The organism is Lacrimispora brassicae (genome assembly GCF_054772055.1).
In genome coordinates this window covers 146,583-160,462 of record NZ_BRYH01000026.1, presented here as the reverse complement: position 1 = coordinate 160,462, position 13,880 = coordinate 146,583, and the positions used below count along the sequence as shown (strand labels likewise).

Genomic DNA, 13,880 nt, shown 5'->3' with positions numbered 1-13,880 from the left:
GAGGCTACCAGGGCAACCGGCCACAGGGTCAGGGAGGCTACCAGGGCAACCGGCCACCAGGCCAGGGAGGTTACCAGGGCAACCGGCCACAGGGTCAGGGAGGCTATCAGGGCAACCGTGACGGAAGACCTCAGGGACCGCGTACAGGCAGAGATGCTGCTCCAAAGACAGGTTTTGATACACCCATCCAGGCAAAGCCTACCAGCAACAGAGCCACAAAGAACGCTTATAAAAATGACAGATTTGATAAGAGAGATAAAGATGACGAGGCCAAGAAAAGGGCACAGCTTAAGGGCGGAAAGCCGTTAAAGGTTCCGGTTCAGCCTCCGATGCATGCAGAGCCTAAGGTAGAAGAGGTAAAGACCATAACTCTCCCGGATATCATGACCATTAAGGAACTGGCTGAGAAGATGAAGCTTCAGCCGTCTGCCATTGTAAAGAAACTGTTTTTACAGGGTAAAATCGTTACCCTTAATACGGAAATCGATTATGACCAGGCAGAAGAGATCGCCATGGGATATAATGTTCTCTGCGAGAAAGAAATAAAAATAGATGTTATTGAAGAACTGTTAAAAGAGGCAGATGAAAATATGGCGGATATGATTTCCAGACCTCCGGTAGTTTGCGTCATGGGCCATGTTGACCACGGTAAAACTTCTCTTCTTGACGCCATCCGCCAGACCAATGTAACCTCCAGAGAGGCAGGCGGAATCACACAGCATATTGGTGCTTACACCGTTGAGGTAAACGGAGAGAAGATCACATTTTTGGATACTCCGGGCCATGAAGCGTTTACCGCCATGCGTATGAGAGGCGCTCAGTCCACTGATATCGCCATTCTTGTGGTAGCAGCCGATGATGGCGTGATGCCTCAGACTATAGAGGCGATCAATCATGCCAAGGCAGCCGAAGTGGAGATCATTGTGGCTATTAATAAGATCGATAAGCCAAGTGCCAACATTGACAAGGTAAAACAGGAATTATCCGAATATGAGCTGATTTCTGAGGATTGGGGCGGAAGCACCGTCTTTGTTCCGGTTTCCGCTCATACAAAAGAAGGAATTAAAGAACTTCTGGAAATGATTCTTCTCACCGCAGAAGTGAAGGAATTAAAGGCAAATCCGGACCGCCGGGCAAGAGGCCTGATCATTGAGGCAGAGCTTGATAAGGGCAAAGGACCGGTTGCTACCGTGTTGGTTCAAAAAGGAACCCTTCGCGTGGGCGATACGGTTGCTGCAGGCTCCTGCTACGGAAAAGTCCGTGCCATGATGGATGACAAGGGCCGCAGAGTAAAAGAGGCAGGTCCATCCACACCGGTTGAGATTTTAGGACTTAACGACGTTCCTAATGCAGGGGAAGTCCTGGTTGGAACCGATCATGAGAAAGAAGCAAGAAGCTTTGCTGAGACATTTATTTCTGAAGGAAAGAATAAATTACTGGAAGATACAAAAGCTAAGTTATCACTGGATGACTTATTCACCCAGATCAAGGCCGGCAACATTAAGGAACTTCCAATCATTGTAAAGGCTGATGTACAGGGTTCTGTGGAAGCGGTAAAACAAAGCCTTGTGAAGCTGTCCAATGAAGAGGTTATGGTAAAGGTAATTCACGGAGGCGTAGGTGCCATCAATGAATCCGACGTTTCCCTGGCTTCTGCATCAAATGCCATTATTATCGGTTTTAACGTAAGGCCCGATGTAACCGCAAAATCCATAGCTGAACGGGAAAAGGTGGATATGAGGCTTTACAAGGTAATCTATCAGGCTATTGAGGATGTGGAAGCAGCCATGAAGGGCATGCTTGATCCGGTGTTTGAAGAGCAGATCATCGGCCATGCAGTTGTGCGCCAGACCTTTAAGGCTTCCGGTATAGGCACCATTGCAGGCTCCTACGTAATGGATGGCAAGTTCCAGAGAGGCTGCAGTGTCCGCATTACACGTGCCGGTGAAAAAATCTATGATGGTCCGCTGGCTTCCTTAAAGAGATTTAAGGATGATGTGAAGGAAGTTGCAACAGGCTACGAATGCGGTCTTGTATTTGAGAAGTTTAATGATATTCAGGAAGATGATATAATAGAAGCATATGCCATGGTGGAGGTTCCTCGCTAGGAACCTGCTCACCGGATTTTTGAAGAGATGAGCCCGTAACTGCGGGCTGGTCTTTTTGAAACAGTGGACAAAAAGCGAAAGGAATAACATGCGTAAAAACAGTATAAAGAATACAAGAATCAATATGGAGGTCCAGAGGGAACTGAGTGAGATCATCCGTCTGGAAATCAAAGACCCTAGAATCCATCCCATGACCACTGTGGTTTCCACCCAGGTGACTCCGGATTTAAAATACTGCAAGGCATTTATCAGTATTCTGGGAGATGAGGAAGCCGGAAAGGCTACTATCGATGGATTAAAGAGTGCGGAAGGCTACATTCGCCGTGAATTGGCCAGGAGAGTGAACCTTCGCAACACACCGGAAATCAAATTCATTCTGGACCAGTCCATTGAGTATGGAGTGAACATGTCCAAATTGATCGACGAGGTAACAAAAGATATCAAAGAATAGGGAGGTGCCCTTGTGAGTTTTTTTGACGCAATGCTGGAAGATGTAAAAACAGTAGCAATCATTGGTCATGTCCGTCCCGATGGGGACTGCATTGGTTCCTGTCTGGCGGCATACAACTACCTGGAAGAGCATCACCCGGAAGTAGAAGCTGTGGTTTATCTTGAGACTCCTCCTTCAAAATTTAACTATCTCAGGAATTTTGACCGTATTGTCAGCGACTTTTCAGAGGATAAGGAATACGATCTCTGTCTATGCCTTGACAGTAGCGATACCCTCCGGTTTGGAGAGGCATTAAAGTTCTTAACTACCGCAAAAAAGAGCCTCTGCGTGGATCATCACGTTACCAATTTAAAATATGCAGAAAAAAATATCGTACAGGATGATGCCAGCTCCACCTGCGAGGTGCTTTACGGCCTTCTTGATGAAAACAGGATCAGCAGGGACGTGGCGGAATGCATTTATACCGGCATCATCCATGATACGGGAGTGTTTAAATATGACTGCACTTCAAGAAAAACCATGGAGATCGCAGGAAAGCTGATGGAAAAGGGAATTGACTTTCCAAAGATCATTGATGACAGTTTTTACCGGAAGACTAATATTCAGAACCAGATCCTGGGCAGGGCTTTACTGGAGAGCATAACCTTTCATGACAGCCAGTGCATTTTCAGCGCCATAAGCAAAAAGGATATGGATTTTTACGGCGTCACCAGCGCAGATATGGATGGAGTCATTGATCATCTCCGGATCACGGAGGGAGTGGTATGCGCCATATTCATGTATGAAACCTCCTGCAGGGAGTACAAGGTGAGCCTGCGTTCCACCACGAATCTTGATGTGAGCAAAATTGCCGTTTATTTCGGCGGAGGCGGTCACAAAAAAGCGGCCGGATGTACCATGACAGGAAGCGTTCATGACGTGATCAACAATCTGTCCAATCAGATTGTAAAACAGCTTGACTAGGAGATATGGGCAATGGCAGACGGAATTATTAATGTATACAAGGAAAAAGGATTTACCTCTCATGACGTCGTGGCGAAAATGAGAGGTATTTTAAAGCAGAAAAAGATCGGCCATACAGGAACCCTGGACCCAATGGCAGAGGGAGTACTTCCCGTATGCCTGGGTAAGGCGACCAAGCTTTGTGATATGCTGACGGATAAGACCAAAACCTATGAGGCGGTCTTACTCTTAGGCAAGGAAACCGATACCCAGGATACCACGGGAAAGGTTTTGGCAGAATATCCGGTTCAGGCAGATGAGGCCACGGTAAAGGAAGCCGTTCTCAGCTTTCTGGGCCATTACGACCAGATACCGCCTATGTATTCTGCCTTAAAGGTGGATGGGAAAAAGCTTTATGAGCTGGCAAGAGCCGGAAAAGAAGTGGAGCGGAAAGCCAGACCTGTGGAGATTTTAGAGATCCATGTGGACCGGATAGAGCTTCCGCGGGTTACCATGACGGTGACTTGTTCCAAGGGAACCTACATCAGGACCCTTTGCTATGACATTGGAAGGAAGCTTGGCTGCGGAGGGTGCATGGAATCCCTTCTCCGCACTCAGGTTTCCTGGTTTTGCTTAGAGGACAGCCTGACCCTTTCCCGGATTGAGGAACTTCGGGATGAAGGGGCACTGGAGGACCACATCCTTGCCGTGGACAAGGTGTTTTCAGAATATCCGCTTCTTCGGATGAAGCCGGATTTTGACAAGCTGGTACACAATGGAAACCCCTTTTACAGAAACCAGGCGGAGGGAGATTCCTGTTTTCCGGACGGACCTGTAAGGGTATATGACAGCAGAGACCAGTTCATTGGAGTTTACAGGCCGGACAGTGAGAGAAATCTTCTTAAGCCTCAGAAGGTATTTCTGGGAGGAACGCCCTAAGGTATATTGCGATGTCCCAAAAAGCAGAGTAAGAAAGAGGAAACCCCTTCCAGGGATACCTGTATGCCCTGGAAAGATGGGCGAGAAAGAGGAAACCCCTTCCAGGGATACCTGTATGCCCTGGAAAGATGGGCGAGAAAGAGGAAACCCCTTCCAGGGATACCTATATGCCCTGGAAACCGGGCAGGAAAGAGGAAACCCCTTCCAAGGATACCTGTATGCCCTGGAAAGATGGGCGAGAAAGAGGAAACGAAGCATGGAATATATAACCGGAACCAGGGAATTTCAGATCCATAAGCCTGCAATCGTGACCCTGGGAAAATTCGACGGACGCCATAGAGGCCACCAGAAGCTGTTGAAGCGGATGGGAGAGATAAAGGAAGAAAAAGGGTATCAGACGGCTGTTCTCACCTTTGACATGTCCCCCAATTCTCTCATGGCGGGAAACCCTCAAAAGGTCATCACCACCAATCTGGAGAGAAAAAATAATCTGGAGAAGATCGGCATTGATTATCTGGTGGAGTATCCTTTTACCGAGGAAACCGCCCATATGGAGCCGGAGGAATTCGTAAAACAGGTTCTGGCAGGCCAGATGAATGCCAGGATCATTGTAGTTGGCACGGATTGCTCCTTTGGTTACCAGGGAGCGGGAAATGCAGACAGTCTTTGCCAGTGGAAAGACCGGTACGGATATGAACTGATCGTTATTCCAAAAGAGCAGGATGATCACCGGGATATCAGCAGTACCTACATCAGAGAGCAGTTGGATGCCGGAAATGTGGAAAAGGCTAACGAACTTTTGGGAGAACCTTATGCCATACATGGGACCGTTGTCCATGGAAACCACATCGGAGGGGCTGTTCTTGGATTTCCTACGGCCAATATCATACCTTCGCCGGAGAAGCACCTTCCCGTATTCGGCGTGTATGTGTCCAAAGTATATGTGGACGGTACTTATTATGGAGGCATTACCAATATCGGAAGAAAGCCTACAGTAGAGGGAATTTCACCTGTTGGAGCAGAAACCTTTATTTATGGTATAAACGAGGATATTTATGGAAAGACTATAGAAGTACAGCTTTTGCATTTCATCCGTCCTGAACGGAAATTTGAAGGGCTGGAGCAATTAAAGGCACAGATAGGAAAGGACCGGGAATACGGGATGCGGTATTTAAAGGCTCTTTCAGATCAGCAAATCACTCGTTTGTAAAGGGGAAGGGCCAAAGGCTCCCTGAATTACAATCAATAACTTGCGAAGGAAAGTGCATATGACTGACAAAGCATGGAAGGTACTGGGCTTTGCTATTGCATGCGGCTGCACCGTATGGATAGGAACAGCAGATGTACAGGCCGCAAAATCAGAGCCTTCTCTTAAGACCGGTTCGCCAGTGGCGGGAATTTCGGTCTATATGGATCAGTATCAGGAATCCATGAAAGGGGAGGGATCAAAAGGTCCGGCCGATCTTACGCAGGAAAAAATGAGGTATGGAACTTTCAACTCAATCTTCCAGAATCTTGGAGTGAGTGTGGTGGAGGATTCCTTAAACATCAGGAAAGAACCAAAGAACGATGCGGAAATCGTGGGGAAATTAAAAAACCATGCCGGCAGCAGTGTGCTGTCAGAAGAAAATGGCTGGTATAAAATAAAGTCAGGGCAGATAACCGGGTATGTGTACGGAAAATACCTGATCACCGGACAGGAAGCCAGAGCAATTGCCTATTATGACATGAAGCTGATGCTCCGGGTAAATACCGAGACCCTTCGGATCCGCAGCAAACCGAATACGGATTCTGAAGTACTGGGCAGGGTTCACGAAGGAGAAACTTATCCTTTTATTTCCCACAGCGGAGGCTGGGCAAAGATCCAGTATAAGGGTCAGACAGCCTATGCCTATGCACCGGAAAATGCCACGATCGCATACACCATACCTGAGGCGGAAAAATGCAGTGATCTTCGCAGTCAGGTTGTCAATTATGCAGTCGGGTTTGTGGGGAACCCTTACCAGTGGGGCGGCACCAATCCCAATACAGGGGCGGACTGCTCCGGTTTCATCCAGTACGTGATGGAGCATGCTGCAGGAGTTCATTTAGACCGTACCTCCAGGCAACAGGCCGAAGAGGGAGAGACCATTCCAGCCTCCAGCATGGAGCCGGGGGATCTGCTGTTCTATGCAAGCGGGAAGCAGATCGACCATGTGGCCATGTATATTGGAAAAGGAAAGATCGTTCATGCAGCAAACCGGCGGAGCGGAATCAAAATCTCCACCTGGAACTACAGGAAGCCGGTTACCATTCGACGGGTGATCCCGTGACAATGACAGGAAAAACAAATACAAAGGTTGCAGACAGGCGGCCCCTTCCTTGGGGGCGTCAGTCTGCAACCTTTGTGTTTAATCCTTCTTTTTTCCAAGATAAGCCGCTTTTACCGACTCATCGGCCAGCAGCATTTTTCCTGAACCTGTCATGGTGATCCTGCCGGTTTCCAGTACATAGCCCATATCAGCCGTATGAAGGGCCATATTGGCGTTCTGCTCAATGAGAAGCACGGTTACTCCCCTTTTGTTGATCTCCCGGATAATGGAGAAGATATCCTTTACGATCAGCGGGGCAAGCCCTAAGGAAGGTTCATCCATCATGAGGATCCTTGGGTGGCTCATAAGGGCCCTGGCAACTGCAAGCATTTGCTGTTCCCCTCCTGAAAGGGTGCCGGAAAGCTGCCAGCTCCTTTCTTTCAGCCGGGGAAACAGATCATAGACCCAGTCGATATCCTCTTTAAGATCGTCATTTCTTAAATAGGCCCCGATCTTGATGTTTTCAATGACGGTCATATCCGGAAACACATGGCGGCCTTCCGGCACAAGGGCGATTCCCCTGGATATGATATCCGGCGTATCCTTGCCGATCAATTCTTCGCCATCAAGGGTGATGCTGCTTCCTGCCGATGGCTTTACCAGTCCCACAATGGACTTTAAAGTGGTGCTTTTTCCGGCTCCATTGGCCCCAATCAGGGTCACAATGCTTTTATCCGGCACTTCAAAGGAAATTCCCTTAACGGCTTCAATCCCGCCGTAATTCACTCGCAGATTATCAATCTTCAGCATCGTCGCTCACCCCCAGATATGCTTCAATTACCTGTTCATTGTTCTGGATCTCCTCCGGAGTTCCATGTGCGATCAGCTTTCCGAAATCCAGGACATAGATGCGGTCGGAGATCTGCATGACCAGATCCATATGGTGTTCGATCATGAATACCGTAAGATGGTAGGAATCCCGGATCTGCTTGATAAAATCAGTTAATTCCTGAGTCTCCTGGGGATTCATGCCTGCAGCCGGTTCGTCAAGGAGCAGGAACTTTGGCTCCGTTGCAAGGGCTCTGGCGATCTCCAGACGCCTCTGGAGGCCATAAGGAAGGGAAGAGGCGATCTCATCCTTTAAGTGGAGCAGGTTCTGTTCCGCTAAAAGGGCAGTGGTTTCCACCCGCATCCGTTCCTCCTCCCTGCGGTTTAACCGGAGGGTGGCGGAAAATACATTCTGCTTTGCCCGCATGTGCTTTGCAATGAGCACGTTGTCAAATACAGTCAGTTGCCCGAAAAGGCGGATGTTCTGGAAGGTACGTGCAATGCCCTTTTTTGTGATCACATCCGGTGTATTGCTGATTACCGGAACAGGCCTTGGAGTTACTTCCCCCAGATACATTTTTTTCATTTTCCCCTTTGGGGTATTGGAAAGAATGGTTTCCCCCATAAAATCCACCTGCCCGAAGGTAGGCTCATAAATTCCGGTAACACAGTTGAATGCGGTTGTTTTTCCTGCACCGTTGGGACCGATTAAGGCCACAATCTCTCCCTGGTTTACATCAAGGGTCAGACCGTTTACAGCCACAACGCCGCCGAACTGCATGGTAATGTCCTGCATATGGAGCACATTGACAGTCGCTTTTTCTGCTTTTGACATTATGCGTTTTCTCCTTTCTCATCGCTGTCCACGCTTTCTGGACAGGGCCCACCCCGCTTTACCGGGTGTAAAGGTATACCCGCAGGGTGCTTCTGTGCTTTGCTTTTTCTCTTCAGCCTGGATAGGACGCGCCGTATCAGCCGTCCAAGCCCTGCCCAGGAAAATTCATTGCTGCCCATGATGCCGCGGCGGTAGAAGAGAACCACTGCCATCAATAAAATGGAGAAGATGACCATACGGAAACCGGAGCGGAACAAGGGAACCTGGAATCCACCGATGACCAGGGGGTTATCAAAGAAACGAAGCCATTCCCTGCCTGCGGTGACCAGGAAGGCACCGATGATGCTTCCCGTAATGCTTCCGATCCCTCCAAGGACTACGATCAGCAGGATATCATAGATTAAGTTGATGGAGAAGGTTTTTGAATCGATGGAACGCATGAAGATAGCCAAAAGTCCTCCCCCTACGCCTGTAAAAAAGGAGGAGATGACAAAGGCCAGCTCCTTGTAGCGGAACAGGTTTAATCCCATGGCCTGGGCAGCCACCTCATCCTCCCGGATAGCCTTAAATGCCCTTCCGTAGGAGGAATTGATGAGAAGGACCATTAAAAAGATGCAAAGGGCGCAAAGCCCAAAGGCGACAAACAGGTTGGGAAACCCGGGGATATTTTTTAGTCCGTAGGAGCCGTTGGTAATGGTGTCTAACTGGGGAGCCGCGATGACGGCCCTGATGATCTCGGAAAAGCCCAGGGTCGCGATGGCCAGATAATCACTTTTTAACCGGAGAACCGGTATGCCGATGAGGGCGGCCATGGCTGCGGCCAGAAGTCCTGCGATAATAAGAGCCAGCCAGTAGGGGCAGTGGAGGTTTGCAATGGCGGGAGCAATGCCGTTCACATAGTAAACACTGGCCCTGTTGTCAACCGGAATGGTAAGGATGGCCACAGTATAGGCTCCGATTGCCATGAAGCCTGCCTGACCTAAGGAGAATAACCCTGTAAAACCCGTAAGCAGGTTCATGGAAACGGCAACCACCGCATAGATGGCACTTCGCTCCAGGATGGAGATTTGATAGCTGTACTGGGCGCTGTTAGCCTGTAAAAAAGACAGCAGGCCGATGATGACCAGAAGAGCGATCAGAGTATAAAGTTTGTTTTTGGAAACTGCATTTTTCTTCATAAAGGGCACCTCACACTTTATCGGTCGTCTTCTCACCGAACAGTCCCGTAGGCTTGATCAGGAGAATGACGATTAACAGAACAAAGGTAAATGCGTCGCTGAAGGTGGAATATCCCATGGCTACCAGGGCGGTTTCCCCAAGGCCCAGGATAAATCCTCCAATCACGGCGCCTGGAATGCTGCCGATGCCTCCGAACACTGCGGCAACAAAGCATTTTAAGCCAGGCAGAGCGCCGGAGAAAGGAAATACGGTCATGCGGTCCGTAAAATAGAGCACGGAGCCGATGGCGGCTAAAAGGGAGCCAATGGCAAAGGTAAAGGTGATGATGCGGTTGATTTTAATTCCCATAAGGGCGGCGGTATCATAATCCTTTGCAACTGCCCTCATGGCCATGCCTATTTTGGTCTTATTGATCAGGATAATAAGCCCATAAACAATGACAAGGGTCAGGACTGGCGTTAAGAAGGTGACAAAGGAGGCGGAAAGGCCGCCGATCTGGTAGATTCTCTTTAGAAACGGAATTTCCGGATATCCCTTTGGCAGAGCTGTGAACAGATAGGTGGCCAGGTTCTGCAAAAGGTAGGAAACGCCAATGGCAGAAATCATGACGGACATTCTGGGAGCAGTGCGTAAGGGGCGGTAAGCCACCCGTTCAATGGATACGCCTAATATTACGGTAACCAGCAATACCACTGGAATGGAAATGTACCATGGAAAACTTGACATGGCAAATATCATAAAGTAACCGGCCATCATGAAGATGTCGCCATGGGCGAAGTTGATGAGCCGCAGGATCCCGTAAACCAGGGTATAGCCAATGGCAATTAACGCATAAGCGCCGCCCAGGGAGATACCGGTCAGGCACTGCTGTAAAAAGGTTGTAAGACTCATGTGGCGAGATGCCTCCTATCTGTTGAGTATGTATTGTATAGCAAGATTCGTTACAGTTCAGCTTACAAACTAAGAAAAAAACGCTTTGCGGGTTTTTCTTAGCTGATGCGGCATTCGCCCAATGAAAATGCAAGCATATTCCTTTGGCTCATTGCCCGGGCAAATGGAACGAGTGGGGAAGGAAATACGTCCCCACTCATCTGATAATGACTGCATTGTCACGGTATCTGTGATTATTTTACCGTAGTAGTTGTTAAGAATTTGAACTTGCCGTTTTCAATGGTTTTGATGAATGCCATGTCTTTCTTGGCATCTCCGTTTTCATCAAAGGATATGCTTCCGGTAACTCCGTCAAGGGATATGCCCTTTAATGCATCGCGGACAGCAGTGCCGTCTGTGGAGCCTGCTGTTTCAATGGCCTTTAATGCACAGAGGTAAGCATCGTAACCAAGTGCGGATACTGCCGGAATGATCTCATCCTGCTTATTATCCTTTAAGTAGGTCTTAAAGCCGGAGATGAAGGAAGCTGCTTCTTCGTTGGCAGGTTCTGCTTCGTCAAAGAAGGTGGAAAGTACTACGCCCTCTGCAGAATTGCCTGCGTTTTCAATGACGGTGGAGTTCTCCCAGGTATCGCCGGCAGCAATGGTAGCTGTAATTCCAAGCTCACGGGCCTGCTTGATGATGAGAGGAGCCGTGGTAATGGAAGATGGCGCAAAGATGATATCAGGGTTCTGAGCTTTGATATTTGTAAGGATTGCCTTAAAATCGGTCTGGTTGGTCTGGAACTGTTCTTCACTTGCAACGGTACCGCCTAAGCCTGTAAACGCTGTTTTAAAGAAGGAACCAAGGCCGGAGGAATAATCATCTCCTAACTGGGTGATAACGGCAGCCGTCTTTGCCCCGTTGTCGTTGGCATAGTTAGCCATGACCGTACCCTGGAACGGATCCAGGAAGCATACGCGGAAATAGAAATCATTTCCCTGGGTTACCTGAGGGTTGGTACAGGAAGCGCCGATGGCAGGGATCTTGGCATCTGCAAATATCTGTCCTGCGGCAATGGAAACGCCGGATCCGTAGCTTCCCAGCACAACGGAAACCTTTTCGCTCACAAGCTTCTGCGCTGCGTTGACGGCTTCTGTTTTATCGGATTTATTATCTACTTCCACTAATTCCACCTTATACTCCTCTCCTCCGATTTTAACCGTTGGATGAGTCTGGTTTGCGTAGCGCATTCCCAGGACTTCCTGAAAACCGCCGCCACCGTTTTCTCCGGTGGTAGGTTCAAATACCCCGATCTTAACGACCTTTGCCCCGCCGGAAGCAGAAGAAGAGGAGCTTGAGCTGCAGCCGGCGATCAGGCTTGCGCTCATACATGCTGTAAGAGTGAGTGCAAATACTTTTTTCAATTTCATAATGATTATCCTCCTTTATGTGTATCTCATACAAACACAACTGTCTCTCGTGTGGATACACGCTGCATTATATTATATACAGAAGATAGAAAAAGTGCAAGAAAAAAATGAAAGAAATTAATAATTTTAATAAAAATAGTAATTTTACAACAAAAAAGGAAGTCTAATCCCTTTGATAAGAGACTGGACTTCCTTTTTATATTTGCACCCGGTGGTTTATAGGTTTTCAATGGCCGCGCGGATGAATTCCCGGAACAGGGGATGAGGCCTGTTGGGTCTTGATTTGAATTCCGGATGAGCCTGGGTGGCCAGGAACCAGGGGTGAGAGGGGATTTCCACCATTTCCACGATCCGTCCGTCAGGAGAGATACCGGAAAGCTTCATCCCTGCATTTGCCAGGGCTTCACGGAAGTCATTGTTTACTTCATAGCGGTGTCTGTGGCGCTCATGGATCAGTTCCTCCCCATACACCTGGTAAGCCTTGGAAGACTTGTCCAGAATACATGGATAGGAGCCCAGGCGCAGGGTTCCGCCCAGGTTCTCAACGCCGTTCTGGTCCGGCATTAAATGGATGACCGGATGAGTGGTGTCTGCATCAAGCTCTGAGGTATGGGCATCCCCAAAGCCTGCCACGTGGCGGGCAAACTCTACAATGGCCATCTGCATGCCAAGACAGAGGCCCAGGAATGGGAGGTTGTTTTCCCTGGCATAACGGATGGATGAAATCTTTCCTTCAATGCCCCGGCTGCCAAAACCGCCGGGAACCAGAATTCCGCTTACATCCTGGAAGAAGCTGGCAGCGTTCTCATCGGTTACAAGCTCGGAATCTACCCACTTAATATGAACCTTGGCCCTGTGGAAGACACCGCCGTGCTTTAATGCTTCCACTACGGAAATATAGGCGTCGTGAAGCTGGATGTACTTGCCCACCAGGGCGACTGTCACTTCCTTTTCCGGATGCTTCCAGTTTTCGATCATGGAGGTCCACTCTCTTAAGTCCGGTTTTGGGCATGGGAGGTTTAAGCTTTCACATGCCACTTCCGCTAAATGCTCATTCTCCATGTCAAGAGGAAGCTCATACAATACCTCCACATCCAGGTTTTGAAGTACGTGGGTCTTGGGAACGTTACAGAATTGTGCGATTTTGCTTCGGATCCCGTCATCAAGGGGCAGTTCGGAACGGCATACGATGATGTCGGGCTGGATTCCCATTCCTTGTAAGTCTTTTACGCTGGACTGGGTGGGTTTGGTTTTCAGTTCTCCGGAAACCTTTAGATATGGAACCAGGGTCACGTGGATGAGAATGACATTCTCGTGGCCTGCTTCGTGTTGGAATTGTCGGATCGCTTCTAAGAATGGCTGGCTTTCAATATCGCCTACGGTTCCGCCTACTTCTATAATGGCGATCTCTGTTTCAGAGGAATTGCTGTTGCTGCAGTGAAAGCGGCTTTTGATTTCGTCGGTAATGTGAGGAATGACCTGTACGGTGCCTCCTCCGAAGTCCCCGCGCCGTTCACGGGTCAGTACGGTCCAGTAGACCTTACCGGTGGTAACATTGGAATTCTGGGTCAGGTTTTCATCAATAAACCGTTCATAGTGGCCAAGGTCAAGATCGGTTTCTGCACCATCCTCGGTGACGAAGACCTCTCCGTGCTGTACCGGATTCATGGTGCCCGGATCAATGTTGATGTAAGGATCGAATTTCTGCATCGTGACTTTATAACCTCTGGCCTTTAACAGCCGTCCAAGGGATGCTGCGGTAATACCTTTGCCCAGCCCGGACACAACGCCCCCGGTGACAAATACGTATTTCACTGACATAACAGTGTAACCTCCTTCTTTGATGGTATGGGGATATTTTTAAAAAAGAAATTATACACCCATTTGATCAAAAAATCTAGTGGCATTGAAAAAACTTTCGATTATTAAGCGGCAGCTTTGGAATAAGTTTCGATTAGGTTCGATTCCAAGGAAATAAGAATTATGATTGACAGGAGAAAGAAG

General features: G+C 48.5%; 12 protein-coding genes. 6 read left to right on the top strand and 6 right to left on the bottom strand.

Annotation, left to right across the window (positions count from 1 at the left end; genetic code table 11):
* The 6 genes from infB to ACYVD3_RS13850 all read left to right on the top strand — a co-directional run.
* Window positions 1-2,108 (top strand): translation initiation factor IF-2 (gene infB / locus ACYVD3_RS13875; RefSeq protein ID WP_460643117.1); only part of this gene is annotated, 2,108 nt, incomplete at its 5' end.
* 88 nt (window positions 2,109-2,196) lie between these two features.
* Window positions 2,197-2,559, top strand: a complete 363-nt coding sequence (rbfA, locus tag ACYVD3_RS13870; RefSeq protein ID WP_460643116.1) for a 30S ribosome-binding factor RbfA — start codon at window positions 2,197-2,199, stop codon at window positions 2,557-2,559.
* A gap of 12 nt (window positions 2,560-2,571) precedes the next feature.
* Window positions 2,572-3,522, top strand: a complete 951-nt coding sequence (locus ACYVD3_RS13865; RefSeq protein WP_460643115.1) for a DHH family phosphoesterase — start codon at window positions 2,572-2,574, stop codon at window positions 3,520-3,522.
* A 12-nt stretch (window positions 3,523-3,534) separates the two neighbouring features.
* Window positions 3,535-4,440, top strand: a complete 906-nt coding sequence (gene truB / locus ACYVD3_RS13860; protein WP_460643114.1) for a tRNA pseudouridine(55) synthase TruB — start codon at window positions 3,535-3,537, stop codon at window positions 4,438-4,440.
* A gap of 256 nt (window positions 4,441-4,696) precedes the next feature.
* A complete protein-coding gene (gene ribF, locus ACYVD3_RS13855; protein ID WP_460643121.1) occupies window positions 4,697-5,650 on the top strand; it encodes a riboflavin biosynthesis protein RibF in 954 nt (317 codons plus the stop codon).
* 58 nt (window positions 5,651-5,708) lie between these two features.
* On the top strand, window positions 5,709-6,752 hold the full coding sequence (locus ACYVD3_RS13850) for a C40 family peptidase (RefSeq protein ID WP_460643113.1): 1,044 nt from the start codon (window positions 5,709-5,711) through the stop codon (window positions 6,750-6,752).
* 78 nt (window positions 6,753-6,830) lie between these two features.
* On the opposite strand, the gene ACYVD3_RS13845 is transcribed toward ACYVD3_RS13850, so the two are convergent.
* The 6 genes from ACYVD3_RS13845 to ACYVD3_RS13820 all read right to left on the bottom strand — a co-directional run bounded on the left by ACYVD3_RS13845 (window position 6,831) and on the right by ACYVD3_RS13820 (window position 13,697).
* Window positions 6,831-7,541: an ABC transporter ATP-binding protein gene (locus ACYVD3_RS13845; protein ID WP_460643112.1), complete on the bottom strand. Its 711-nt coding sequence runs from the start codon at window positions 7,539-7,541 to the stop codon at window positions 6,831-6,833.
* Entirely contained in the window at window positions 7,528-8,394 is an 867-nt protein-coding gene (locus ACYVD3_RS13840; RefSeq protein ID WP_460643111.1) for an ABC transporter ATP-binding protein, read from the bottom strand. Before ACYVD3_RS13840 ends, ACYVD3_RS13845 begins: the two co-directional genes overlap by 14 nt.
* Window positions 8,394-9,572, bottom strand: coding sequence for a branched-chain amino acid ABC transporter permease (locus tag ACYVD3_RS13835; protein WP_460643110.1), 1,179 nt, complete (start codon window positions 9,570-9,572; stop codon window positions 8,394-8,396). The genes ACYVD3_RS13840 and ACYVD3_RS13835 overlap by 1 nt, the downstream gene beginning before the upstream one ends.
* A 10-nt stretch (window positions 9,573-9,582) precedes the next feature.
* A complete protein-coding gene (locus tag ACYVD3_RS13830; protein WP_460643109.1) occupies window positions 9,583-10,464 on the bottom strand; it encodes a branched-chain amino acid ABC transporter permease in 882 nt (293 codons plus the stop codon).
* A gap of 233 nt (window positions 10,465-10,697) precedes the next feature.
* Complete coding sequence (locus ACYVD3_RS13825) at window positions 10,698-11,876, bottom strand: ABC transporter substrate-binding protein (RefSeq protein WP_460643108.1); 1,179 nt, start codon at window positions 11,874-11,876, stop codon at window positions 10,698-10,700.
* A gap of 216 nt (window positions 11,877-12,092) precedes the next feature.
* Entirely contained in the window at window positions 12,093-13,697 is a 1,605-nt protein-coding gene (locus ACYVD3_RS13820) for a CTP synthase (protein WP_460643107.1), read from the bottom strand.
* Window positions 13,698-13,880: the final 183 nt, after the last annotated feature.

Coding starts and splice junctions, on each gene's coding strand:
- ACYVD3_RS13825 (WP_460643108.1), bottom strand. CDS start 11,876: ATGAAATTGAAAAAAGTATTTGCACTCACTCTTACAGCATGTATGAGC.
- ACYVD3_RS13840 (WP_460643111.1), bottom strand. CDS start 8,394: ATGTCAAAAGCAGAAAAAGCGACTGTCAATGTGCTCCATATGCAGGAC.
- ACYVD3_RS13845 (WP_460643112.1), bottom strand. CDS start 7,541: ATGCTGAAGATTGATAATCTGCGAGTGAATTACGGCGGGATTGAAGCC.
- ACYVD3_RS13820 (WP_460643107.1), bottom strand. CDS start 13,697: ATGTCAGTGAAATACGTATTTGTCACCGGGGGCGTTGTGTCCGGGCTG.
- ACYVD3_RS13830 (WP_460643109.1), bottom strand. CDS start 10,464: ATGAGTCTTACAACCTTTTTACAGCAGTGCCTGACCGGTATCTCCCTG.
- ribF (WP_460643121.1), top strand. CDS start 4,697: ATGGAATATATAACCGGAACCAGGGAATTTCAGATCCATAAGCCTGCA.
- ACYVD3_RS13835 (WP_460643110.1), bottom strand. CDS start 9,572: ATGAAGAAAAATGCAGTTTCCAAAAACAAACTTTATACTCTGATCGCT.
- ACYVD3_RS13850 (WP_460643113.1), top strand. CDS start 5,709: ATGACTGACAAAGCATGGAAGGTACTGGGCTTTGCTATTGCATGCGGC.
- truB (WP_460643114.1), top strand. CDS start 3,535: ATGGCAGACGGAATTATTAATGTATACAAGGAAAAAGGATTTACCTCT.
- rbfA (WP_460643116.1), top strand. CDS start 2,197: ATGCGTAAAAACAGTATAAAGAATACAAGAATCAATATGGAGGTCCAG.